The organism is Serratia sp. NCCP-200, assembly GCF_059697885.1.
In genome coordinates this window covers 215671-236385 of sequence record NZ_BAAKUJ010000007.1, presented here as the reverse complement: position 1 = coordinate 236385, position 20715 = coordinate 215671, and the positions used below count along the sequence as shown (strand labels likewise).

The 20715-nt window shown below is 51.9% G+C and carries 34 protein-coding genes; 6 read left to right on the top strand and 28 right to left on the bottom strand.

All coding sequences use genetic code 11. The features are described 5' to 3' along the window. The first annotated feature begins 416 nt into the window (after positions 1-416). Complete coding sequence (locus AC6HVW_RS21425) at positions 417-959, top strand: gamma carbonic anhydrase family protein (protein WP_071683080.1); 543 nt, start codon at positions 417-419, stop codon at positions 957-959. A gap of 33 nt (positions 960-992) precedes the next feature. Here AC6HVW_RS21425 and aroE read toward each other — a convergent pair whose 3' ends face one another. The 5 genes from aroE to dprA are packed head-to-tail and all read right to left on the bottom strand — an operon-like array spanning position 993 to position 4537. Next, the gene (gene aroE, locus AC6HVW_RS21420) at positions 993-1811 is read right to left on the bottom strand and encodes a shikimate dehydrogenase (RefSeq protein ID WP_497569659.1); all 819 of its coding nucleotides are present in this window, start codon (positions 1809-1811) and stop codon (positions 993-995) included. Between the two features lie 11 nt (positions 1812-1822). Continuing rightward, positions 1823-2392, bottom strand: a complete 570-nt coding sequence (tsaC, locus tag AC6HVW_RS21415) for an L-threonylcarbamoyladenylate synthase type 1 TsaC (protein ID WP_497569658.1) — start codon at positions 2390-2392, stop codon at positions 1823-1825. 7 nt (positions 2393-2399) lie between these two features. Next, positions 2400-2945, bottom strand: coding sequence for a DNA topoisomerase family protein (locus tag AC6HVW_RS21410; protein WP_021182205.1), 546 nt, complete (start codon positions 2943-2945; stop codon positions 2400-2402). Between the two features lie 25 nt (positions 2946-2970). Beyond that, the gene (locus AC6HVW_RS21405) at positions 2971-3444 is read right to left on the bottom strand and encodes a DUF494 family protein (protein WP_021182206.1); all 474 of its coding nucleotides are present in this window, start codon (positions 3442-3444) and stop codon (positions 2971-2973) included. Further along, complete coding sequence (gene dprA / locus AC6HVW_RS21400; protein ID WP_497569657.1) at positions 3416-4537, bottom strand: DNA-protecting protein DprA; 1122 nt, start codon at positions 4535-4537, stop codon at positions 3416-3418. Before dprA ends, AC6HVW_RS21405 begins: the two co-directional genes overlap by 29 nt. A 132-nt stretch (positions 4538-4669) precedes the next feature. Here dprA and def point away from each other — a divergent pair, with 132 nt between their 5' ends. The 5 genes from def to mscL all read left to right on the top strand — a co-directional run bounded on the left by def (position 4670) and on the right by mscL (position 9506). Continuing rightward, positions 4670-5179 carry a peptide deformylase gene (gene def / locus AC6HVW_RS21395; RefSeq protein WP_021182208.1) on the top strand — a complete coding sequence of 170 codons (510 nt, stop codon included), beginning with the start codon at positions 4670-4672 and terminating at the stop codon, positions 5177-5179. 17 nt (positions 5180-5196) lie between these two features. Next, positions 5197-6141: a methionyl-tRNA formyltransferase gene (gene fmt / locus AC6HVW_RS21390; RefSeq protein ID WP_325983876.1), complete on the top strand. Its 945-nt coding sequence runs from the start codon at positions 5197-5199 to the stop codon at positions 6139-6141. A gap of 72 nt (positions 6142-6213) precedes the next feature. Further along, positions 6214-7503 (top strand): 16S rRNA (cytosine(967)-C(5))-methyltransferase RsmB, encoded by a 1290-nt coding sequence (gene rsmB, locus AC6HVW_RS21385; RefSeq protein ID WP_497569656.1) that lies wholly within the window; start codon positions 6214-6216, stop codon positions 7501-7503. 70 nt (positions 7504-7573) lie between these two features. Beyond that, positions 7574-8950 (top strand): Trk system potassium transporter TrkA, encoded by a 1377-nt coding sequence (gene trkA / locus AC6HVW_RS21380; protein WP_021182211.1) that lies wholly within the window; start codon positions 7574-7576, stop codon positions 8948-8950. A 139-nt stretch (positions 8951-9089) separates the two neighbouring features. Continuing rightward, on the top strand, positions 9090-9506 hold the full coding sequence (gene mscL, locus AC6HVW_RS21375) for a large-conductance mechanosensitive channel protein MscL (RefSeq protein ID WP_021808121.1): 417 nt from the start codon (positions 9090-9092) through the stop codon (positions 9504-9506). Between the two features lie 52 nt (positions 9507-9558). Here mscL and AC6HVW_RS21370 read toward each other — a convergent pair whose 3' ends face one another. The 23 genes from AC6HVW_RS21370 to rpsC all read right to left on the bottom strand — a co-directional run bounded on the left by AC6HVW_RS21370 (position 9559) and on the right by rpsC (position 20705). Beyond that, positions 9559-9765 (bottom strand): alternative ribosome-rescue factor A, encoded by a 207-nt coding sequence (locus AC6HVW_RS21370; protein ID WP_021808122.1) that lies wholly within the window; start codon positions 9763-9765, stop codon positions 9559-9561. Between the two features lie 80 nt (positions 9766-9845). Then, entirely contained in the window at positions 9846-10277 is a 432-nt protein-coding gene (gene zntR, locus AC6HVW_RS21365; RefSeq protein WP_039996322.1) for a Zn(2+)-responsive transcriptional regulator, read from the bottom strand. Between the two features lie 151 nt (positions 10278-10428). Beyond that, positions 10429-10818, bottom strand: coding sequence for a 50S ribosomal protein L17 (rplQ, locus tag AC6HVW_RS21360; RefSeq protein ID WP_004929726.1), 390 nt, complete (start codon positions 10816-10818; stop codon positions 10429-10431). Positions 10819-10858: 40 nt separating this feature from the next. Continuing rightward, on the bottom strand, positions 10859-11848 hold the full coding sequence (locus tag AC6HVW_RS21355; protein WP_002919219.1) for a DNA-directed RNA polymerase subunit alpha: 990 nt from the start codon (positions 11846-11848) through the stop codon (positions 10859-10861). A gap of 26 nt (positions 11849-11874) precedes the next feature. Continuing rightward, positions 11875-12495, bottom strand: coding sequence for a 30S ribosomal protein S4 (rpsD, locus tag AC6HVW_RS21350; protein ID WP_021182216.1), 621 nt, complete (start codon positions 12493-12495; stop codon positions 11875-11877). Between the two features lie 33 nt (positions 12496-12528). After that, a complete protein-coding gene (gene rpsK / locus AC6HVW_RS21345; protein ID WP_004929731.1) occupies positions 12529-12918 on the bottom strand; it encodes a 30S ribosomal protein S11 in 390 nt (129 codons plus the stop codon). A 16-nt stretch (positions 12919-12934) separates the two neighbouring features. Next, on the bottom strand, positions 12935-13291 hold the full coding sequence (gene rpsM / locus AC6HVW_RS21340) for a 30S ribosomal protein S13 (protein WP_021182217.1): 357 nt from the start codon (positions 13289-13291) through the stop codon (positions 12935-12937). A 146-nt stretch (positions 13292-13437) separates the two neighbouring features. After that, a complete protein-coding gene (gene rpmJ / locus AC6HVW_RS21335; RefSeq protein ID WP_002227352.1) occupies positions 13438-13554 on the bottom strand; it encodes a 50S ribosomal protein L36 in 117 nt (38 codons plus the stop codon). Positions 13555-13587: 33 nt separating this feature from the next. Next, positions 13588-14919 (bottom strand): preprotein translocase subunit SecY, encoded by a 1332-nt coding sequence (secY, locus tag AC6HVW_RS21330; RefSeq protein WP_021182218.1) that lies wholly within the window; start codon positions 14917-14919, stop codon positions 13588-13590. Between the two features lie 8 nt (positions 14920-14927). Next, on the bottom strand, positions 14928-15362 hold the full coding sequence (rplO, locus tag AC6HVW_RS21325) for a 50S ribosomal protein L15 (RefSeq protein WP_021182219.1): 435 nt from the start codon (positions 15360-15362) through the stop codon (positions 14928-14930). A 3-nt stretch (positions 15363-15365) separates the two neighbouring features. After that, the gene (gene rpmD / locus AC6HVW_RS21320) at positions 15366-15545 is read right to left on the bottom strand and encodes a 50S ribosomal protein L30 (protein ID WP_004956161.1); all 180 of its coding nucleotides are present in this window, start codon (positions 15543-15545) and stop codon (positions 15366-15368) included. Between the two features lie 6 nt (positions 15546-15551). Next, positions 15552-16052, bottom strand: a complete 501-nt coding sequence (rpsE, locus tag AC6HVW_RS21315) for a 30S ribosomal protein S5 (protein ID WP_021182220.1) — start codon at positions 16050-16052, stop codon at positions 15552-15554. Positions 16053-16066: 14 nt separating this feature from the next. After that, a complete protein-coding gene (gene rplR / locus AC6HVW_RS21310) occupies positions 16067-16420 on the bottom strand; it encodes a 50S ribosomal protein L18 (RefSeq protein ID WP_021182221.1) in 354 nt (117 codons plus the stop codon). A gap of 9 nt (positions 16421-16429) precedes the next feature. Beyond that, positions 16430-16963 carry a 50S ribosomal protein L6 gene (gene rplF, locus AC6HVW_RS21305; RefSeq protein WP_021182222.1) on the bottom strand — a complete coding sequence of 178 codons (534 nt, stop codon included), beginning with the start codon at positions 16961-16963 and terminating at the stop codon, positions 16430-16432. A 14-nt stretch (positions 16964-16977) separates the two neighbouring features. Next, the gene (rpsH, locus tag AC6HVW_RS21300; protein WP_021182223.1) at positions 16978-17370 is read right to left on the bottom strand and encodes a 30S ribosomal protein S8; all 393 of its coding nucleotides are present in this window, start codon (positions 17368-17370) and stop codon (positions 16978-16980) included. 30 nt (positions 17371-17400) lie between these two features. Continuing rightward, a complete protein-coding gene (rpsN, locus tag AC6HVW_RS21295; RefSeq protein ID WP_021182224.1) occupies positions 17401-17706 on the bottom strand; it encodes a 30S ribosomal protein S14 in 306 nt (101 codons plus the stop codon). Positions 17707-17719: 13 nt separating this feature from the next. Continuing rightward, positions 17720-18259 (bottom strand): 50S ribosomal protein L5, encoded by a 540-nt coding sequence (rplE, locus tag AC6HVW_RS21290; RefSeq protein WP_021808125.1) that lies wholly within the window; start codon positions 18257-18259, stop codon positions 17720-17722. A 14-nt stretch (positions 18260-18273) separates the two neighbouring features. After that, complete coding sequence (gene rplX, locus AC6HVW_RS21285; RefSeq protein WP_021808126.1) at positions 18274-18588, bottom strand: 50S ribosomal protein L24; 315 nt, start codon at positions 18586-18588, stop codon at positions 18274-18276. Positions 18589-18598: 10 nt separating this feature from the next. After that, complete coding sequence (rplN, locus tag AC6HVW_RS21280; protein WP_020837240.1) at positions 18599-18970, bottom strand: 50S ribosomal protein L14; 372 nt, start codon at positions 18968-18970, stop codon at positions 18599-18601. 166 nt (positions 18971-19136) lie between these two features. Continuing rightward, the gene (rpsQ, locus tag AC6HVW_RS21275) at positions 19137-19391 is read right to left on the bottom strand and encodes a 30S ribosomal protein S17 (protein WP_021182227.1); all 255 of its coding nucleotides are present in this window, start codon (positions 19389-19391) and stop codon (positions 19137-19139) included. A 1-nt stretch (position 19392) separates the two neighbouring features. Continuing rightward, positions 19393-19584 (bottom strand): 50S ribosomal protein L29, encoded by a 192-nt coding sequence (gene rpmC, locus AC6HVW_RS21270; RefSeq protein ID WP_002218942.1) that lies wholly within the window; start codon positions 19582-19584, stop codon positions 19393-19395. Beyond that, a complete protein-coding gene (gene rplP / locus AC6HVW_RS21265; protein ID WP_004929764.1) occupies positions 19584-19994 on the bottom strand; it encodes a 50S ribosomal protein L16 in 411 nt (136 codons plus the stop codon). The genes rpmC and rplP overlap by 1 nt, the downstream gene beginning before the upstream one ends. A gap of 12 nt (positions 19995-20006) precedes the next feature. Next, the gene (gene rpsC / locus AC6HVW_RS21260) at positions 20007-20705 is read right to left on the bottom strand and encodes a 30S ribosomal protein S3 (protein ID WP_004956187.1); all 699 of its coding nucleotides are present in this window, start codon (positions 20703-20705) and stop codon (positions 20007-20009) included. Between the last annotated feature and the right edge of the window lie 10 nt (positions 20706-20715).

Genomic DNA, 20715 nt, shown 5'->3' with positions numbered 1-20715 from the left:
TATTTTTTTGCTACCGAAGTAGCTGGATATCGTCTTGTGAGTGCCCACACAGATTGTCTGATAAATTGTTAAAGAGCAGTGAGTTACGCGCTTTCGCTTGTTAACTCGAGGTGGCGTATATTACGCTTTCCTCTTTCAGAGTCAACCTTAATTTCAGGTTTTTTCTCTGCGACCCCCGGAGACTCTGTGAAGTTGTTCACATGTTCCGTGTCGATGGAGGCGCATTATAGGGATCCCATTTTTTTCCACAACCCCTTTTTAGATCTTTTCTTACCGACTGCGCACTTTTCCGCCCTTTCGCACGGATCTTGCCCGATCAAGGCCGTTTTACCGACGATCCCCCGTGTTAACTGGTTGTAATTCCACCGTCAAAGTCTAGTATTGCCGGTAATAAGATCCTTATACGAGGCAATCCCATGTCCAATTCAGTGCGTCCTTATCTGCATTACTCCCCTCAAATTGGCCAACGCGTCATGATCGATCCTTCCAGCGTAGTGATCGGCAACGTTGATCTGGCTGATGACGTCAGCGTTTGGCCCTTGGTTGCCATCCGCGGTGATGTCAACGCGGTAAAGATCGGCGCACGCAGTAATATCCAGGATGGCAGCATTCTGCATGTCACCCATCAATCCGATTATAATCCGGCGGGTTACCCTTTACTGATCGGCGAGGATGTCACCGTTGGGCATAAAGCCATGCTGCATGGTTGTACCATCGGTAATCGCGTTTTGGTGGGGATGGGCTCCATTCTGCTCGACGGTGCCGTAATAGAAGATGATGTGATGATTGGTGCAGGTAGCCTGGTCGCACCCGGCAAGCATCTGGAAAGTGGCTACTTATATGTAGGCAGCCCTGCACGCCGGGTTAGAGCCTTGACCCCGGAGGAACTGGAAGGGCTACGCTATTCGGCCAATAACTATGTACGTTGGAAAGACGAATATCTCAGTGAAGATATCTAACTGCCCCGCCCTGCTTGCCAGAGCGGGGCCCCCTCACACCGCCATTTCCTGACGTAATTGCTGCAATATCGGTTCGATCTCCGGCATCACGCCATGCCATAAAAAGAAAGCATGGGCAGCCTGCCCCACCAGCATGCCTAAACCGTCCGCATAATGTTGCGCCCCCAACTGCTGAGCCCAAGCCAGGAATGGGGTGCCGCCCTGTTGGTAGAACATGTCATAGCACCGGGTCGTGCTGTGGATAATACTGTCAGGCAGTGCCGGGATCTCCCCCTTGAATCCTGAAGCAGTCGCGTTGATCACTAAATCAAAACGCTGTTGATCCAGACTATCCAGCGGCAAGGCGGCGATCTCCCCCAGATGCCGGAACGCCGCTGCCAACTCCTCGGCACGGCTGAAGGTGCGGTTGGTCAACACCACTTCACAACCAAAAGAGAGCAATGGCAGGATCACGCCGCGCGCAGCACCACCGGCTCCAACCAGCAACACGCGGTCACTTGGCCGAATCAACCGTTGGCGTTCAAGATCAGACAGCAAACCGATACCGTCGGTGTTATCCCCAAGCAGCTTTCCATCGGGCAATACCTTTAGCGTATTCACCGCACCGGCCATTGCCGCCCTTTCGCTAAGTTCGCTTGCTGCCTCATAGGCACATTCTTTAAAAGGGACGGTGACGTTGGCCCCTTGGCCACCAGCAGCAATAAACTGCTGCAAGGTGGGTACAAATCCGTCCAAAGGAGCCAGCACGGTGCCGTAGGGGTGTTCGATCCCGGTTTGCTGCGCAAACAGCGCGTGGATGTGTGGGGACTTACTGTGAGCAATCGGGTTACCGAATACCGCGAACTTCTCCATAGATCTAGCCTCTAGCCCTGACGGATCTGCTCACCGGTCAAAGCATCTCTGATTTCAGAAGGGTTTAACCGGCCACCCACGTTACCTGCCAGCACCGGGAAAGCGTCACCAAACTGCTGTATCACTTCGGTTACGGTGCGGCACGGCTCCTCACCGCTTAAGTTGGCACTGGTTGACACCAGCGGCTTGCCGAACTGACGGCACAGCTGTTGCACCAAAGGATGATCGCTAACGCGCACGGCCAACGAACTAAAGCGGCCAGTCAGCAAGGCTGGCGTTTGCGGTTTTGCCGGGATCACCCAGGTTACCGGGCCAGGCCAACTGGCAAAGATCGTGGCACGCTGCTGCTCGTTCAATGCGCCATCATCAATATAAGGCGCTAGCTGAGCATAATCGGCAGCGATCAGGATCAGGCCTTTTTCCCACGGACGTTGTTTCAAGGCCAACAGCTGTTTGACGGCCTGTTCGCTATCTGGGTCACACCCCAGACCGAATACCGCTTCTGTTGGATAGGCAATCACCTGCTGGTTTTCCAGCGCGGCAATAATAGGCGCGAATGCGGAAGTTTGTTCTGGGTTCATAGCTTGATTATTCTGAGATAGCGACGGGTTTTCCGCACAGTTTACTGGCGCAGCAAAGCGTTGGGCCTTTTGCCGTGCGCTTTTCCATCAGTAATGGATAGTGGCAGTAAGCACACTCACCGGCGACGGGTTTAAAATTGAGCACAAACTGACATTCTGGATAGCGATCGCAGGAATGGAACACCTTGCCATAGCGAGATTTGCGCTGCAGCAGTTGGCCTTGGCCACACTGAGGGCAGGCGATGCTGGTTTCATCCGGTTTGTCGATCACTTCAGTATGATCGCAATCGGGATAATGGCTGCAACCGATAAACATGCCATAACGTCCCTGGCGCAACACCAGCGTTGCCTGGCATTTCGGGCATTGCTGGCCCTCCAGCACTTTGACGATATGGCCATCCGCCTGTGCTTTCAAAGGCCGGATATACTCGCACTGCGGATATTGAGAACAGCCGAGGAAGGGGCCGTGGCGACCACTGCGGATCACCAACTCGGCCCCGCATTCCGGACAGGGTTCATTTTGCCTCGCGGCAAAAATCGCTGGTTTTGTCATAACGTCTTCTATGCCTGTTACCTACTCAGTGCAGGTAACCTTCGTTTACTTCAAATAACAGTTCTTCCATCTGCTGATAGGCGCTCTCATATCCGGGGATATTGAACAACACCATCAGCACTACCCATTTCAGATCTTCGAGATCAAATTCCGTATTATCCAAAGCCATAACACGATCGATAACCATTTCACGGGTTTCGAGGTTCAATACCTGGATCTGTTCTAGGAACAGGAGAAAACCACGGCAACCGGCATCTAAACGCACGCTCTCTTCTTCGGTGTAGATCCGCATAGCCAGCGGATCGGCATCCATAAAATAAGGGGCATTCTCGCCTTCCTGGAGGTCTGCAAGCTTTTCCAGCCAATTCAACGCGTTGAAGATATCATCACGATCAAATCCTGCTTCGGTAAGATCGTCGGTCAAGGTATCCTGATCAACGTGCATCTCTGGCTCATTGTGGATATAGGTCTCAAACAAATACATGAGTACGTCGAACATGGCATGCCCTCCTTATTCGGACATAGCCGCCGGGTACAGCTGCGATCCAACCTGCTAACTCCAGATCGAGTAATTTGATTACTACCTCTGGCACAGGTTGGCCGGCACGTTCAGCGACGACGTCAACAGGTGTCACCTCATCTCCTACGTTAGCCAACACATCGGCAAATGGCAATTCAACTTCGGCCTCTGATGCAGAAATAGTTGTATTTTCGCTCACGGACAGCCATTGCAGCCCACTTCCCAGCTGTTCTGCGATATCTTTTGGGCCGGTGACCAGGCTGGCCCCCTGCTGGATCAGCCAATGAGTTCCTTCGCTCATCGGGTTACCCAATGCCCCCGGCAGGGCAAACACTTCACGCCCCTGTTCTAACGCATAGCGCGCGGTGATCAGCGACCCGCTACGCAATGAAGCCTCTATGACCACCACACCCGCACTTAACCCACTGATAATACGGTTACGACGTGGGAAATGAGCCGCCAACGGCAAATCGGTAGCCAGATGCTCAGAAATCACCGCGCCCCCCTGCTCAATGATTTGCTCCGCCAGCCGGCGATGGCGGCGTGGGTAGATATTTGCCAGACCGCTACCCAATACCGCAATGGTGACCCCTTCAGCCTCCAAGGTGGCACGGTGACAGATCCCGTCAATGCCAATCGCCAAGCCGCTGGTAATGGCGAAACCGCAATGCACCAACCCGCTGGCAAAGTAACTGCCCCACTGCTCGCCATAGTGGCTGAACTGACGGCTACCCACCATAGCGATTTGCGGCTGTTGCAAAACCTCTATATCGCCCTGCACCATCAGTAATAACGGCGCGTCATCGATATGCGCCAAGAGTTCGGGAAACGCTGGCTCACCGTATCGCACCATCTGATTGCCCGGCTGCTCCAGCCAGTTGAGCGTTGCCTTGAGATATTGCCCATGCCCCCGCCGAAACTGCCTTTGCTGCTGGTCATTCAGCCCCAGGAGCTTAAGCAATCGATAAGGATCGCCGCCTTCGGCAATCAGGCGTTCGATAATCTGGCTGGCCTGCGGGGCGTCGATCTTTGTCACTGCATGCATACGTAGAGCGATTTCTTCTGGCCGCATGGAGCATTCCCTCGCTGCAATTAGGGGATTACCAATTCGTGCAATTGGTCCGGGATGCTGTCAATCAGGCCAAGAAATGTCTAGAATAGAAGCTAATCACTGTTCATCACTCGGATACAGATCTTAAGATATATGTCAGTCTTGCAGGTATTACATTTCCCAGACGAGCGGCTACGCAAAATTGCGGCCCCGGTAAAAGAAGTCAATGCAGATATCCAGCGCATCGTGGATGATATGTTTGAAACCATGTACGCAGAGGAAGGCATTGGCCTGGCTGCGACACAGGTCGATATTCATCAGCGCATTATCGTCATCGACGTTTCTGAAAACCGCGATCAACGCCTGGTGTTGATCAACCCGGAACTGCTGGAAAAAAGCGGTGAAACCGGTATCGAAGAAGGCTGCCTTTCCATCCCTGAGCAACGCGCCCTGGTGCCACGCGCAGAGAAAGTGAAGATCCGCGCCCTCAATCGTGAAGGACAACCTTTTGAGCTTGAGGCCGATGACCTGCTGGCAATCTGTATCCAGCACGAGATGGATCATCTGGTTGGCAAACTGTTTGTCGATTACCTGTCGCCGTTGAAACGCCAACGTATCCGTCAGAAACTGGAAAAAATGGCCAAGCTTGAAGCTCGCGCCTAACCGATCAGGAAATCAACGTGTCTGACTCTTTACGGATTATTTTTGCCGGAACCCCAGACTTTGCAGCGCGTCATCTAGACGCGCTGTTGTCATCTGGGCACCAGGTGGTCGGTGTCTTCACCCAGCCCGATCGTCCCGCAGGCCGCGGTAACAAACTGACGCCAAGCCCGGTCAAGGTGTTGGCCGAACAGCATCAAATCCCCGTTTTCCAGCCCAAGTCACTGCGCCCGCAAGAGAATCAGCACCTGGTTGCCGACCTGAATGCGGACGTGATGGTGGTGGTAGCCTATGGCCTGATCCTGCCGAAAGCCGTGCTGGATATGCCGCGCCTGGGCTGCATCAACGTTCATGGTTCTCTGCTGCCACGCTGGCGCGGTGCAGCACCGATCCAACGCGCTTTGTGGGCTGGCGATAGCGAAACTGGCGTAACCATCATGCAAATGGACGTGGGTCTCGATACCGGCGACATGATGCACAAGATCGCTTGCCCGATCGAAGCCACGGATACCAGTGCCAGCCTGTACAACAAGCTGGCAGAACTGGGGCCACAAGGGCTGCTGATCACCTTGCAGCAATTGGCGGCGGATGCGGTACAGCGCGAAGTTCAAGACGAAGCGCTGGTGACCTACGCAGACAAGCTGAGCAAGGAAGAGGCACGCCTGGATTGGAGCCTTTCTGCCGAACAGTTGGAACGCTGTATTCGTGCTTTCAACCCTTGGCCAATCAGCTATTTCACCCTCGACGATCAACCGGTGAAAGTCTGGCAGGCAACCGTGCTGGCGGAAACCGCCAACGCAGAACCGGGTACTATCGTGCACGCCGACAAGCACGGCATTCAGGTGGCTACCGCGCAAGGTATTCTCAACCTCACGCAGCTCCAGCCTGCCGGTAAAAAACCGATGTCGGCACAAGATTTACTGAATTCTCGCCGCGAATGGTTCACGCCGGGCAACCGGTTATAAGCCACTCCCATTGCCCGGCCATTGTTGCCGGGCTGTTCGTTTCTTAATGCCGATCGTAATCCGCCTTAGCCTATGAAAAACAGTTACAATCTCCGAAGCATTGCTGCCAAGGCCATCGGCCAGGTACTGGATCAAGGGCAGTCGCTCAGCACCATTTTGCCCGCATTACAAAAAAACATTTCTGATAAAGACCGTGGGCTATTGCAGGAGCTCTGCTTTGGTACGCTGCGGGTGCTGCCGCAGCTCGAATGGTGCATCCAGCAGTTAATGGCAAAGCCGATGACCGGTAAACAGCGCCCACTGCACTATTTGCTGATGGTTGGCCTGTATCAGTTGCTATATACCCGTATTCCACCGCACGCCGTGTTAGCCGAAACGGTTGAAGGCGCGGTCGCCTTGAAGCGCCCACAGCTGAAAGGATTGATTAACGGTGTACTGCGCCAGTTCCAACGCCAGCAAGAAGAACTGCTGGCACGTGCAGCCAATAACGAAAGCCGCTACCTGCACCCTAGCTGGTTGCTTAAACGCATCAAACTGGCTTATCCGGCACAGTGGGAACAGATCGTTGATGCCAATAATCAGAAACCGCCAATGTGGCTGCGCGTTAATCGTCTGCACCATGCCCGTGAAGATTATCTGCAGCTTATGCAGCAGGCCGGCATTGCCGCCGAGCCTCATGCGGAGTATCGCGACGCAGTACGCTTGTTGGCCCCGTGCCCAGTAACGGACTTGCCCGGCTTCTCCGAGGGCTGGGTAACGGTACAAGACGCCTCCGCTCAAGGTTGCGTTGATCTGCTGGATCCGCAAAACGGCGAACAGATCCTCGATCTTTGCGCAGCTCCCGGCGGCAAAACGACCCATATTCTGGAAGCGGCTCCCAAAGCTCACGTGCTGGCCGTGGATATCGACGAACAGCGTTTAAGCCGGGTGAAAGAAAACCTGCTGCGCCTGCGCCAACATGCAGAAGTTCGCCAAGGTGATGGCCGCACCCCGCAGGAATGGTGCGGTGACCGACAGTTCGATCGTATCCTGTTGGATGCCCCTTGCTCCGCCACCGGCGTTATTCGCCGCCACCCGGATATCAAATGGCTGCGTCGAGACAGCGATATCGCCGAGCTGGCCGCCTTACAGAGTGAAATTCTGCAAGCCATCTGGCCACGCCTGAAACCCGGCGGCGTGATGGTCTATGCAACCTGCTCTATTCTGCCGCAGGAAAATAGCGAGCAGATAGCCGCGTTCCTGCAACGTCACGGCGATGCCAAGCTGGTTGAAACCGGCGATGTACAATCACCAGGCAAACAGAATCTTCCTCATCCTGAGGATGGCGATGGTTTCTTTTACGCTAAGCTGATTAAAATATAACTGTTCAGGGAGCGCCCGCGGGCGTTCTCAACTATCGGCTACGGCCGTCGCAGATCGAGCAGAGAAATCGATGAAAATAATTATTCTTGGCGCAGGACAAGTAGGCGGAACACTGGCTGAAAACCTGGTGGGTGAAAATAACGATATCACCGTGGTCGATACCGATACCGGGCGCCTACGCCAGTTGCAGGACAAGTTTGACCTGCGCGTCGTCCAGGGGCACGGTTCCCATCCGCGCGTATTACGCGAAGCCGGTGCCGAAGATGCCGATATGCTGGTTGCCGTCACCAACTCTGACGAAACCAATATGGTCGCCTGTCAGATCGCTTATACGCTGTTTAATACCCCGAACCGTATTGCACGGATCCGGGCGCCAGATTATATCCGTGAGTCCGAGAAGCTATTCCATCCGGAGGCGGTGCCCATCGACCACCTGATCTCACCCGAGCAGTTGGTTATCGATTACATCTACAAGCTGATCGAATACCCTGGTGCCTTGCAGGTGGTGAACTTTGCCGACGGCAAGGTCAGCATCGCCGCTGTGAAGGCCTATTATGGCGGCCCACTGGTGGGGAATGCTCTGTCTGCCATGCGTGAGCATATGCCACATATCGATACTCGCGTGGCAGCTATTTTCCGCCATGACCGCCCGATACGCCCGCAAGGCTCGACCATAATCGAAGCAGGCGATGAGGTGTTCTTCGTTGCCGCATCACAGCATATCCGTGCGGTAATGAGTGAGCTGCAACGGCTCGAAAAGCCCTACAAACGTATCATGATCGTCGGCGGTGGTAACGTGGGTGCCGGACTGGCGCATCGGCTGGAAAAATCGTACAACGTGAAGCTGATTGAGAAAAACCAGCAACGTGCCGCCGAACTGGCAGAGCAACTGCACGATACCATCGTGTTTTACGGCGATGCCTCCGATCAGGAACTGCTGGCCGAAGAGCATGTCGAGCAGGTGGACGTATTTATTGCCATCACCAACGATGACGAAGCCAATATCATGTCTGCCATGCTGGCCAAGCGCATGGGGGCCAAAAAGGTGATGGTATTGATCCAGCGCCGTGCCTATGTCGATCTGGTCCAGGGCAGCGTGATTGATATCGCTATTTCCCCGCAGCAGGCCACTATCTCCGCGCTGCTGGGGCACGTGCGTAAAGCCGATATTGTCAGCGTCTCCTCACTGCGCCGCGGCGTTGCCGAAGCCATTGAAGCGATTGCCCATGGCGATGAAAGCACCTCCAAGGTGGTAGGCCGTATGGTCGAAGAGATTAAGCTGCCGCCAGGTACCACCATTGGCGCGATCGTGCGCGGCGATGATGTGATCATTGCCAACGGCAACAGCAGGATCCAGCAAGGCGACCACGTGATCATGTTTATTACCGATAAGAAATTTGTGCCAGATGTTGAGCGCCTGTTCCAACCAAGCCCGTTCTTCTTATAGATACTTAAATCATGCGAATGATTTTTTGACACATCCCAAGTCGAGGATTAGGAAAAACAGAAAATTTTCCTATACTGATTGTGTCAAAGGGGAATTGCTTTGTTAAAATTGCGTTACTAATTTTTTGAGGGGTGTTCTGATGGGTATGTTAAAAGAGTTCCGCGAATTTGCCATGCGTGGCAACGTGGTCGATCTGGCAGTGGGTGTGATCATTGGTGCGGCATTCGGTAAAATCGTTTCTTCTCTGGTTGCCGACATCATCATGCCACCTTTGGGGCTGCTAATCGGTGGCGTTGATTTCAAACAGTTCCATCTGGTACTGCGTGAAGCCAAAGACAATGTCCCAGCGGTAGTGATGAACTATGGCTCCTTCCTGCAGAATATCTTTGATTTCGTGATCGTCGCCTTTGCGATCTTTATGGCCATCAAGTTGATGAACAAAATGCGCCGTAAAGAAGTTGAAGAGCCAGCCGCACCGCCTGCGCCAACCGCAGAAGAGAAGCTGCTGACAGAAATCCGCGATCTGCTGAGTCAGCAACAGCAACCGAAGCTGTAATTCAGCGCTTATAACGCAAAAAAGCCATCTTGCGAGATGGCTTTTTTGTGGATTAAAACCAGAAGGCCAGTGGTAAATTGTCGTTGGGCAATTTACCACTGGCCTCCCAGTTACCGCCTTTTGCATGTTTGTCTTTACGCCGGTAGCTACCTTTCCCTTTACTGTTCTTCTCTACCCGTTGGCGGAAAAGAGGGTCATGTAGCAACGCCTCAATGGCATTGTCCTGGATCTTGCCTTTGGTATGACGATATTGAGTCATCATGGTCTTCCTGTTGGTTGGTGATGATAAACGCGCCGATAATACTGCTGGCCAGATAAAAATTAAAGCCCCATACGCCGTTAAACCGCACTTTTGGCTTTCTCTTCGCTGGCTCCCTGCTCCAAAGCCTCCAGGATCGAACAATAATTGCTGGTGTGTTCGCTACCGCAGCAGGCATCGCTGAGCCTTTTCAGCGACTCACGCATTCTGGTTAACTCGGTCAGTTTGCTTTCAACCTCATGCAGGCGCGCATCAACGATGGATTTCGACTCTTCGCAGGTGTGATGCTCTGGATCCACACGGATCGACAGCAACTCGGCGATAGTTTCCAGCGTGAAGCCCAGCTGCTTGGCATAGCGGATAAAACGCAGGCGTTGTAAGTCCTGATCGCTATACAGCCGGTAGCCGCCCTCGGTACGAACATGATGATCCATCATGCCTTGCTTCTCGTAATAGCGTACCGTATCTGGCGTTACGTCAGCCAGCTTGGCTAATTGCCCAATCTTGAACATCATGACTTCTCCGTGTTGCACTTATCACTGATAGCCTGAGCATAGCGGATATGGGGAGGGATCTTAAGCATTGCCGGGAGGGGAAAGCACGTTTGGCAAGCTACAGACGTAAAAAAACCGGGCAAGCCCGGTTTTTTTACGCTTCCACAGATTACTCTGCAGTTGCTACTTCTGCTTGAGACTCAGCACGATCAACCAGCTCGATGTATGCCATCGGCGCGTTGTCGCCTGCGCGGAAGCCACACTTCAGAATGCGAGTGTAACCACCGGCACGGCTCGCAAAACGCGGGCCTAGCTCGTTAAACAGTTTTGCCACGATCTCGTTATCACGAGTACGGGCGAATGCCAGACGACGATTAGCAACGCTGTCGGTCTTGGCAAGAGTAATCAGCGGCTCAACAACGCGACGCAGCTCTTTCGCTTTTGGCAGGGTCGTCTTGATGATCTCATGACGAACCAAAGAGCCGGCCATGTTACGGAACATAGCCTGGCGATGGCTGCTGTTACGGTTCAGTTGACGACCACTCTTACGATGGCGCATGACCTTATCCTTCTCAGTAAAACCTTAACCTGTGATCCGGTTACTCGTCAGCAATGCTAGCCGGTGGCCAATTTTCCAGGCGCATGCCCAGAGAAAGTCCACGGGAAGCCAGCACGTCTTTAATCTCAGTAAGAGATTTTTTACCCAGGTTAGGCGTTTTCAACAGCTCAACCTCGGTACGCTGTACCAGATCACCGATGTAGTGGATAGCTTCTGCCTTAAGGCAGTTAGCAGAGCGGACAGTCAATTCCAGATCGTCAACAGGGCGCAGCAAGATCGGATCGAACTCTGGTTTCTCTTCTTTCACTTCCGGCTGACGTACATCACGTAGGTCAACGAAAGCTTCCAGTTGTTCAGCCAGAATGGTGGCCGCACGGCGGATCGCCTCTTCAGGATCGATCGTACCATTGGTTTCCATCTCGATGACCAGCTTGTCCAGGTCAGTACGCTGTTCTACACGCGCTGCTTCAACATTGTAGGCAATACGCTCTACAGGGCTATAGCAGGCGTCAACCAACAGACGACCAATCGGGCGCTCATCTTCTTCCGAATGAATTCGGGCAGAAGCCGGCACATAACCACGACCGCGCTGAACTTTGATACGCATGCTGATAGCAGCGTTCTCATCGGTCAGGTGGCAGATAACGTGCTGCGGCTTGACGATTTCGACATCACCATCATGGGTAATGTCGGCAGCGGTCACAGGGCCAATGCCAGATTTATTCAGGGTAAGAATAACTTCATCTTTCCCTTGAACTCTCACCGCCAGCCCTTTCAGGTTGAGCAAGATCTCCAGGATATCTTCCTGTACGCCTTCTTTGGTGCTGTACTCATGTAGTACACCATCAATCTCAACCTCGGTCACCGCGCAACCCGGCATAGATGAAAGCAGAATACGGCGCAGTGCGTTGCCAAGAGTATGGCCAAAGCCACGCTCTAACGGCTCAAGGGTCACCTTGGCGTGCGTCGAACTGACTTGCTCGATATCTACCAGGCGCGGTTTTAGAAACTCTGTCACAGAACCCTGCATTGTGTCCTCTCTTTGAAACTCAAGCCTTACTTGGAGTAAAGCTCGACGATCAGGTGTTCGTTAATGTCGGCGGACAGATCGGTACGTTCAGGAATACGTTTGAACACACCTTCCATCTTCGCAGCATCAACTTCCAGCCAAGTCGGCTTTTCACGCTGCTCAGCCAGCTCCAGAGAAGCCTTAACACGAGACTGCTTTTTAGCTTTCTCGCGGATGCTGACTACGTCATTCGGAGATACCTGATAAGAAGCGATGTTAACAACGCGACCATTTACCATAACGGCTTTATGGCTAACCAGCTGACGTGATTCTGCACGAGTGGCGCCGAAGCCCATACGGTAAACTACGTTGTCCAGACGACCTTCCAGAAGGGTCAACAGGTTTTCACCGGTGTTGCCTTTCAGGCGGGTTGCTGCTTTGTAATAGTTACGGAACTGACGCTCCAGAACACCGTACATACGGCGAACTTTTTGCTTTTCACGTAACTGTACACCGTAGTCAGACAGACGCGGTTTACGCGCACCGTGTTGACCAGGTGGCTGTTCAATTTTGCACTTTGAATCTATCGCGCGAACGCCAGACTTCAGGAACAGGTCTGTGCCCTCGCGGCGGCTAAGCTTGAGCTTAGGACCCAAATATCTTGCCATTTTCTTTCTCCAACAATCCGAAAAGCAGGGGCGTTACACGCGACGCTTTTTCGGTGGACGACAACCGTTATGAGGAATCGGAGTCACATCGGTAATATTAGTGATGCGGAAACCAGCCGCGTTCAGAGCGCGGATAGTAGACTCACGACCAGGACCAGGTCCTTTAACCATAACTTCCAGGTTCTTGATACCGTATTCTTTAACTGCGTCAGCACAACGCTCGGCTGCAACCTGAGCTGCAAACGGAGTTGACTTACGAGAACCACGGAAACCGGAACCACCGGCTGTTGCCCAACCCAAAGCATTACCCTGACGATCGGTAATAGTCACAATGGTGTTGTTGAAAGAAGCATGGATATGAGCCACGCCGTCAGAGACTTGTTTTCTTACACGCTTACGTGTACGAACAGGTGCCTTTGCCATTATTCAATCACCCCGATTATTTCTTGATCGGTTTACGCGGACCCTTACGGGTACGTGCGTTGGTCTTAGTACGCTGACCGCGAACTGGCAGACCACGACGATGGCGTAAACCACGGTATGTACCAAGATCCATCAGACGCTTGATGCTCAGGGTAACTTCACGACGCAAATCACCTTCAACAGTGAATTTGGCAACTGCTTCACGCAGTTGTTCAATTTGCTCTTCAGACAGCTCACTGATCTTAACATTTTCAGCAATACCCGTCTCAGCACAGATAGACTGTGAACGAGTTTTGCCGATTCCGAAGATCGACGTTAACGCGATAACGGTATGTTTATGATCAGGAATGTTAATGCCTGCTATACGGGCCACTATGCACTCCTACTAATTTTTACGGCAACACCATTCTGAAAAGCCCGTTTTCAGGATACTCAAATAATGTTGCAGCTACATACAAAAGATTGGCTGGCTAATCTAGCCAGCTCAACCCAACTTTGCAAGAAAAATATGCGAGATAATCAGCCTTGACGCTGTTTATGCTTCGGCTCGGCGCTGCAAATCACACGAACGACACCGTTACGCTTAACGATTTTGCAGTTACGACATAATTTCTTGACGGAAGCACGAACTTTCATTTTTACTCTCCGTAACTTCTCAAACGCACCAGATTAGCGGTTATAGCCTTTCAGGTTTGCTTTCTTCAATGCAGACTCGTACTGACTTGACATCATCAGAGTTTGCACTTGAGCCATAAAGTCCATGATGACGACAACCACGATCAGTAGCGAGGTACCACCAAAGTAGAATGGTACTTTCATTGCATCACGCATGAACTCCGGGATCAGGCAGATGAAAGTAATGTACATCGCGCCCACCAGGGTTAAACGCGTCATCACTTTATCGATATATTTCGCCGTTTGCTCTCCCGGACGAATTCCTGGTACGAAGGCACCGGACTTCTTCAGGTTATCTGCTGTTTCACGCGGGTTGAAAACCAACGCCGTGTAGAAGAAACAGAAGAAGATGATTGCAGACGCATAGAGTAACACATAAAGCGGTTGTCCAGGCTGCAAATACAGCGAAATCGTTGTCAGCCAGTTCCAACCGGTACCGCCCCCAAACCATGATGCAATCGTGGCAGGGAACAGAATAATGCTGGAAGCGAAGATTGCCGGGATTACCCCTGCCATGTTCACTTTCAACGGTAAGTGTGTGCTCTGTGCTGCGTAAACACGACGACCCTGTTGACGTTTCGCATAGTTAACGACGATACGACGTTGACCACGTTCAATGAAAACAACGAAGAAGGTTACTGCAAACACTAATACTGCAACCAACAGCAACAAGAGGAAGTGCAGGTCGCCTTGCCGAGCTTGCTCAATAGTATGGCCAACTGCCGGCGGAAGACCCGCCACAATACCCGCGAAGATAATGATTGAGATACCGTTACCGATACCACGTTCAGTAATCTGCTCGCCCAGCCACATCAGGAACATTGTCCCGGTAACCAGACTCACAACCGCAGTAAAGTAGAACGCAAAGCCTGGGTTTAACACCAGGCCCTGCATACCAGGCATATTCGGCAGACCGGTAGCAATACCGATCGACTGGAATATGGCCAACACCAGCGTACCGTAGCGGGTGTACTGGCTAATCTTGCGACGGCCAGCCTCCCCTTCTTTCTTGATTTCCGCCAACGCTGGGTGAACCACCGTCAGTAACTGGATAATGATCGAGGCCGAAATGTACGGCATGATCCCCAGAGCAAAAATAGAAGCACGGCTGAGAGCACCACCAGAGAACATGTTAAACATTTCAATGATGGTGCCTCTCTGCTGTTCGAGCAGTTTGGCAAGCACAGTGGCATCGATACCAGGAATCGGAATGAAAGAGCCAATGCGGAAAACAATCAGCGCGCCGATAACAAACAAAAGTCTGCGCTTCAGCTCGCCGAGTCCGCCTTTAGCACTTTGAAAATCTAATCCTGGTTGCTTAGCCATCAGCTTACTTATTCCTCAATTTTACCGCCAGCAGCCTCGATAGCAACACGAGCGCCTTTGGTGACACGCAGACCACGCAGGGTAACCGGACGAGTGATTTCGCCAGAAAGCATAACTTTCGCGAACTCGATCTGGGTACCAACAACGTTAGCGGCTTTCAGCGTGTTCAGGTCGATTACGTCGCCTTCAACAAGAGCCAGTTCAGACAGACGAACTTCTGCCGTGATCATAGCTTTGCGAGAGGTGAAGCCGAATTTCGGCAAACGACGATATAAAGGCATCTGACCACCTTCAAACCCACGACGTACGCCACCGCCAGAACGTGAGTTCTGACCTTTGTGACCACGACCGGCGGTTTTACCCAGGCCAGAACCAATACCACGACCTACACGCTTAGGCGCATGCTTGGCACCTTCAGCCGGAGACAGAGTATTTAAACGCATCTGTTACTCCTCAACCTTAACCATGTAGGAAACCAGGTTGATCATACCGCGTACAGCAGGAGTATCCTCGCGCTCTACGGTGTGACCAATACGACGCAGACCCAGACCGAGCAGTGTAGCTTTATGCTTCGGCAGACGGCCAATGGAGCTGCGAACTTGTGTAACTTTGATAGTCTTAGCCATGGTCAATTACCCCAGAATGTCTGCAACGGATTTACCACGCTTGGCAGCGACCATTTCAGGAGACTTCATATTAGCCAAAGCGTCGATAGTTGCACGAACCACGTTGATCGGGTTGGTGGAACCATAAGCTTTAGCCAGTACGTTGTGCACCCCAGCAACTTCGAGAACGGCGCGCATTGCACCACCCGCGATGATACCGGTACCTTCATGAGCTGGCTGCATGAACACACGGGAACCCGTATGAGCACCTTTAACAGGGTGCTGCAGGGTGCCGCCGTTCAGCGCGACATTCATCATGTTGCGACGGGCTTTTTCCATCGCTTTCTGGATCGCTGCTGGAACTTCGCGTGCTTTGCCGTAGCCAAAACCAACGCGACCGTTACCATCACCAACTACTGTCAGTGCGGTAAAGCTGAAAATACGGCCACCTTTTACGGTTTTAGATACGCGGTTTACCGCGATCAGCTTTTCCTGCAGTTCGCCAGCTTGTTTTTCGATGTGAGCCATCTTAAACCTCTTCCTTAGAACTGAAGGCCAGCTTCACGGGCAGCATCTGCCAGTGCCTGGACTCGACCATGATATTGGAAACCGGAACGGTCAAAGGAGACTTTCGCAATCCCTTTTTCCAACGCGCGCTCAGCCAGAGCTTTACCTACGGCTGCTGCTGCGTCTTTGTTACCGGAGTACTTCAATTGCTCAGTGATAGCTTTTTCTAAAGTAGAAGCGGCTACCAGAACTTCAGAACCATTAGGAGCAATGACCTGTGCGTAAATGTGACGCGGGGTACGATGTACCACCAGGCGGGTTGCACCCAGTTCTTTGAGCTTACGGCGTGCGCGGGTCGCACGACGGATACGAGCAGATTTCTTATCCATAGTGTTACCTTACTTCTTCTTAGCCTCTTTGGTACGCACGACTTCGTCGGCGTAACGGACACCCTTGCCTTTATAAGGCTCAGGACGGCGGTAGGCACGCAGATCTGCAGCAACCTGGCCAATAACCTGCTTATCAGCGCCTTTCAGCACGATTTCAGTTTGGCTTGGGCATTCAGCAGTAATACCTGCTGGCAGCTGGTGATCGATTGGGTGAGAGAAGCCCAGGGCTAAATTCACCACGTTGCCTTTAACAGCAGCACGATAACCAACACCTACCAGTTGAAGCTTCTTGGTGAAACCTTCGGTAACACCGACAACCATTGCGTTCAGCAGAGCGCGCGTGGTACCCGCTTGGGCCCATGCGTTAGCAAAACCTTCGCGCGGGGCGAAAGTCAGTGCGTTAGCTTCTTGCTTCACTTCAACGGCGTCATGGACTGTACGAGTCAGCTCGCCGTTCTTACCCTTAACCGAAATAACCTGACCGTTGAGTTTTACCTCTACGCCGGCAGGAATGACGACGGGTGCTTTTGCAACACGAGACATTCTTTCCTCCCGAATTAAGCTACGTAGCAGATAATCTCGCCACCAAGACCAGCTTGGCGAGCTGCACGATCGGTCATAACACCTTTAGAGGTAGAAATAACAGCGATACCCAGACCGGCCATAACTTTTGGCAGTGCATCTTTTTTCTTATAGATGCGCAGACCTGGACGACTGATACGCTGAATGCTTTCTACCACTGCCTTGCCCTGGAAGTACTTCAGTACCAGTTCCAGAACAGGCTTGGTGTCGCCTTCAATTTTGAAATCTTCAATAAAACCTTCTTCCTTCAGCACGTTGGCAATTGCCACTTTCAGCTTGGAGGAAGGCATGGTGACCGCAACTTTGTTCGCGGCTTGACCGTTACGGATACGGGTCAGCATATCCGCGATCGGATCTTGCATGCTCATCTGTCTTTACTCCCGTGATTCAATTGGTAATTACCAGCTAGCCTTTTTCAAGCCTGGTACTTCACCGCGCATAGCGGCTTCACGTAGCTTGATACGGCTCAACCCGAATTTGCCCACATAACCATGTGGACGGCCAGTTTGACGGCAGCGTTTACGCTGACGAGACGGGCTGGAATCACGCGGCAGAGACTGGAGCTTGAGAACAGCATCCCAACGATCTTCGTCAGAAGAGTTCACACCAGAAATGATAGCTTTCAATTCCTCGCGTTTAGCGCGGTACTTGTCAGCCAGTTTCACGCGAACGACTTCGCGTGCTTTCATTGATTGCTTAGCCATTAGTAACCCTGCCTTACTTGCGGAACGGGAAGTTAAAAGCAGCCAACAGCGCGCGGCCTTCATCATCAGATTTCGCAGAAGTGGTAATGGTAATATCCAAACCACGAACGCGATCGACTTTGTCGTAGTCGATTTCTGGGAAGATGATTTGCTCACGCACACCCATGCTGTAGTTACCACGGCCATCGAATGACTTAGCGGACAAGCCACGGAAGTCACGGATACGTGGAACAGCAATGGAAATCAGACGCTCAAAGAACTCCCACATGCGTTCGCCACGCAGAGTTACTTTACAGCCGATCGGATAGCCCTGGCGGATTTTGAAGCCTGCAACAGATTTGCGTGCTTTGGTGATGAACGGCTTTTGACCGGAGATTGCTGCCAAGTCAGCTGCTGCATTGTCCAGCAGTTTCTTGTCAGCGATCGCTTCACCAACACCCATATTCAGGGTGATCTTCTCGACCCGAGGGACTTGCATGACAGAGTTGTAATCAAACTGAGACATCAGTTGTTTGACTACCTCGTCTTTGTAGTAATCATGCAGTTTCGCCATCGTCATACTCCAAATTACTTGATAGTTTCGCTATTTGATTTGAAGAAACGGACTTTTTTGCCGTCTTCGAATCTAAAGCCTACACGGTCAGCCTTACCGGTAGCCGAGTTGAACAGCGCAATGTTGGAAACCTGAATAGCAGCTTCTTTTTCAACAATGCCACCTGGTTGGTTCAGGGCCGGGACCGGCTTCTGATGTTTCTTAACCAGGTTGATACCTTCAACAATGACCTTACCAGCAGACAGGACATTTTTTACTTTACCGCGTTTACCTTTGTCTTTCCCGGTAAGCACGATAACTTCGTCATCACGACGGATTTTCGCTGCCATGGTTCGCTCCTTAGAGTACTTCTGGTGCCAGAGAGATAATTTTCATGAACTTCTCATTACGCAGTTCACGAGTTACCGGCCCAAAAATACGCGTACCGATAGGTTGCTCGCTGTTATTGTTTAAAATAACGCATGCATTACCATCGAAGCGAATGACAGAACCGTCCGGGCGACGTACACCCTTCTTGGTGCGCACCACTACCGCCTTCAGCACATCGCCTTTCTTCACCTTACCGCGAGGAATTGCTTCCTTGATGGTAATTTTGATGACGTCGCCGATGCCTGCGTAGCGACGGTGCGAGCCACCTAGAACCTTGATACACATTACGCGACGTGCACCGGAGTTGTCGGCCACGTTCAGCATAGTCTGTTCTTGGATCATGTTAGTGCTCCGCTAATGTCAACTACAACTTTAGGACCCATTACTAGGTCGTTGAAAAGCCCCATAACCGAGGGCGCAGCATTATAACACCGCTTCCAGAGTATGGGTAGAAAAAATAAACGGCTCACTTTCTGAGCCGTTTATTAAGTTAGAGTCAGCTACTCTATTACAGAATCGCTTTATCTACAATGCGAACCAACGTCCATGACTTAGTCTTGGACAGTGGACGGCATTCGCGGATTTCTACCACGTCACCGATACCACATTCGTTGTTCTCATCATGTACATGCAGCTTAGTCGTACGCTTGATGAATTTCCCGTAGATCGGGTGCTTCACCGTACGTTCGATAGCAACAACCATGGATTTCTCCATTTTGTCACTAACAACACGACCTTGCAGAGTACGGATAATATCAGTCATTTTACGCACCCGCCTTTTCAGTCAGTAAAGTCTTAACGCGTGCGACATTACGACGCACTTGTTTCAACAGGTGAGTTTGTTGCAGTTGGCCACTCGCCGCCTGCATGCGTAAGTTGAATTGCTCACGCAGCAGGTTGAGCAGCTCAGTGTTCAGCTCTTCAACACTTTTTTCACGCAGCTCTTGTGCTTTCATTACATCACCGTCTTAGTTACAAAGGTGGTTTTGATCGGCAGTTTAGCTGCTGCCAGCTTGAACGCTTCACGGGCGACTTCTTCTGGAACGCCGTCCATTTCGTACAGGACTTTGCCAGGTTGGATCAGGGCAACCCAATACTCCACGTTACCCTTACCTTTACCCATACGCACTTCAAGAGGCTTCTCGGTGATTGGTTTGTCCGGGAATACACGGATCCAAATCTTACCTTGACGCTTCACTGCACGAGTCATTGCACGACGAGCTGCTTCGATTTGACGAGCAGTCAGACGGCCACGGCCAACAGCTTTCAGACCGAAAGTGCCGAAGCTAACATCCGTACCTTGCGCCAGACCACGGTTGCGGCCCTTGTGCACCTTACGGAATTTTGTACGCTTTGGTTGTAACATCAGCGACTCTCCTTACTTGCGGCCTTTACGCTGCTGCTTTTTAGGTTGAGCAGCCGGTTCCGGTTGTTCAACTGCAGCCATACCACCCAGGATCTCACCTTTGAAGATCCATACCTTAACGCCGATTACACCATAAGTGGTGTGCGCTTCAGATGTGTTGTAATCGATATCCGCACGCAGTGTATGCAACGGAACACGACCTTCACGGTACCATTCGGTACGCGCGATTTCAGCACCGCCAAGACGGCCGCTTACTTCAACTTTGATACCTTTAGCGCCAAGACGCATTGCGTTCTGTACAGCACGCTTCATAGCACGACGGAACATAACGCGACGTTCCAGCTGTGAAGTGATGCTGTCAGCAACCAATTTTGCGTCCAGTTCCGGTTTACGGACTTCGGCGATGTTAATTTGCGCAGGAACGCCAGCGATATCCGCTACGACCTTACGCAGTTTTTCGACATCTTCACCTTTCTTGCCGATAACGATGCCAGGACGAGCGGTGTGAATAGTCACACGGATGCTCTTCGCTGGACGCTCGATAACGATGCGAGAAACGGAAGCTTTCGCCAGTTCTTTAGTCAAGAATTGGCGAACTTTAAAGTCGCTGTCCAGGTTGTCAGCGAATTCTTTGGTATTCGCATACCAAGTAGAGTTCCAAGGTTTGACAATACCCAGGCGAATACCATTAGGATGTACTTTCTGACCCATTGCTAGTCTC

What these genes read in the sequence shown, in the direction of transcription:
- AC6HVW_RS21425 (WP_071683080.1), top strand. Translation starts at nt 417, where the DNA reads ATGTCCAATTCAGTGCGTCCTTATCTGCATTACTCCCCTCAAATTGGC.
- aroE (WP_497569659.1), bottom strand. Translation starts at nt 1,811, where the DNA reads ATGGAGAAGTTCGCGGTATTCGGTAACCCGATTGCTCACAGTAAGTCC.
- tsaC (WP_497569658.1), bottom strand. Translation starts at nt 2,392, where the DNA reads ATGAACCCAGAACAAACTTCCGCATTCGCGCCTATTATTGCCGCGCTG.
- AC6HVW_RS21410 (WP_021182205.1), bottom strand. Translation starts at nt 2,945, where the DNA reads ATGACAAAACCAGCGATTTTTGCCGCGAGGCAAAATGAACCCTGTCCG.
- AC6HVW_RS21405 (WP_021182206.1), bottom strand. Translation starts at nt 3,444, where the DNA reads ATGTTCGACGTACTCATGTATTTGTTTGAGACCTATATCCACAATGAG.
- dprA (WP_497569657.1), bottom strand. Translation starts at nt 4,537, where the DNA reads ATGCGGCCAGAAGAAATCGCTCTACGTATGCATGCAGTGACAAAGATC.
- def (WP_021182208.1), top strand. Translation starts at nt 4,670, where the DNA reads ATGTCAGTCTTGCAGGTATTACATTTCCCAGACGAGCGGCTACGCAAA.
- rsmB (WP_497569656.1), top strand. Translation starts at nt 6,214, where the DNA reads ATGAAAAACAGTTACAATCTCCGAAGCATTGCTGCCAAGGCCATCGGC.
- trkA (WP_021182211.1), top strand. Translation starts at nt 7,574, where the DNA reads ATGAAAATAATTATTCTTGGCGCAGGACAAGTAGGCGGAACACTGGCT.
- mscL (WP_021808121.1), top strand. Translation starts at nt 9,090, where the DNA reads ATGGGTATGTTAAAAGAGTTCCGCGAATTTGCCATGCGTGGCAACGTG.
- AC6HVW_RS21370 (WP_021808122.1), bottom strand. Translation starts at nt 9,765, where the DNA reads ATGACTCAATATCGTCATACCAAAGGCAAGATCCAGGACAATGCCATT.
- zntR (WP_039996322.1), bottom strand. Translation starts at nt 10,277, where the DNA reads ATGTTCAAGATTGGGCAATTAGCCAAGCTGGCTGACGTAACGCCAGAT.
- rplQ (WP_004929726.1), bottom strand. Translation starts at nt 10,818, where the DNA reads ATGCGCCATCGTAAGAGTGGTCGTCAACTGAACCGTAACAGCAGCCAT.
- AC6HVW_RS21355 (WP_002919219.1), bottom strand. Translation starts at nt 11,848, where the DNA reads ATGCAGGGTTCTGTGACAGAGTTTCTAAAACCGCGCCTGGTAGATATC.
- rpsD (WP_021182216.1), bottom strand. Translation starts at nt 12,495, where the DNA reads ATGGCAAGATATTTGGGTCCTAAGCTCAAGCTTAGCCGCCGCGAGGGC.
- rpsK (WP_004929731.1), bottom strand. Translation starts at nt 12,918, where the DNA reads ATGGCAAAGGCACCTGTTCGTACACGTAAGCGTGTAAGAAAACAAGTC.
- rpmJ (WP_002227352.1), bottom strand. Translation starts at nt 13,554, where the DNA reads ATGAAAGTTCGTGCTTCCGTCAAGAAATTATGTCGTAACTGCAAAATC.
- secY (WP_021182218.1), bottom strand. Translation starts at nt 14,919, where the DNA reads ATGGCTAAGCAACCAGGATTAGATTTTCAAAGTGCTAAAGGCGGACTC.
- rplO (WP_021182219.1), bottom strand. Translation starts at nt 15,362, where the DNA reads ATGCGTTTAAATACTCTGTCTCCGGCTGAAGGTGCCAAGCATGCGCCT.
- rpmD (WP_004956161.1), bottom strand. Translation starts at nt 15,545, where the DNA reads ATGGCTAAGACTATCAAAGTTACACAAGTTCGCAGCTCCATTGGCCGT.
- rpsE (WP_021182220.1), bottom strand. Translation starts at nt 16,052, where the DNA reads ATGGCTCACATCGAAAAACAAGCTGGCGAACTGCAGGAAAAGCTGATC.
- rplR (WP_021182221.1), bottom strand. Translation starts at nt 16,420, where the DNA reads ATGGATAAGAAATCTGCTCGTATCCGTCGTGCGACCCGCGCACGCCGT.
- rplF (WP_021182222.1), bottom strand. Translation starts at nt 16,963, where the DNA reads ATGTCTCGTGTTGCAAAAGCACCCGTCGTCATTCCTGCCGGCGTAGAG.
- rpsH (WP_021182223.1), bottom strand. Translation starts at nt 17,370, where the DNA reads ATGAGCATGCAAGATCCGATCGCGGATATGCTGACCCGTATCCGTAAC.
- rpsN (WP_021182224.1), bottom strand. Translation starts at nt 17,706, where the DNA reads ATGGCTAAGCAATCAATGAAAGCACGCGAAGTCGTTCGCGTGAAACTG.
- rplE (WP_021808125.1), bottom strand. Translation starts at nt 18,259, where the DNA reads ATGGCGAAACTGCATGATTACTACAAAGACGAGGTAGTCAAACAACTG.
- rplX (WP_021808126.1), bottom strand. Translation starts at nt 18,588, where the DNA reads ATGGCAGCGAAAATCCGTCGTGATGACGAAGTTATCGTGCTTACCGGG.
- rplN (WP_020837240.1), bottom strand. Translation starts at nt 18,970, where the DNA reads ATGATCCAAGAACAGACTATGCTGAACGTGGCCGACAACTCCGGTGCA.
- rpsQ (WP_021182227.1), bottom strand. Translation starts at nt 19,391, where the DNA reads ATGACTGATATTATCCGTACTCTGCAAGGTCGTGTTGTTAGTGACAAA.
- rpmC (WP_002218942.1), bottom strand. Translation starts at nt 19,584, where the DNA reads ATGAAAGCACAAGAGCTGCGTGAAAAAAGTGTTGAAGAGCTGAACACT.
- rplP (WP_004929764.1), bottom strand. Translation starts at nt 19,994, where the DNA reads ATGTTACAACCAAAGCGTACAAAATTCCGTAAGGTGCACAAGGGCCGC.
- rpsC (WP_004956187.1), bottom strand. Translation starts at nt 20,705, where the DNA reads ATGGGTCAGAAAGTACATCCTAATGGTATTCGCCTGGGTATTGTCAAA.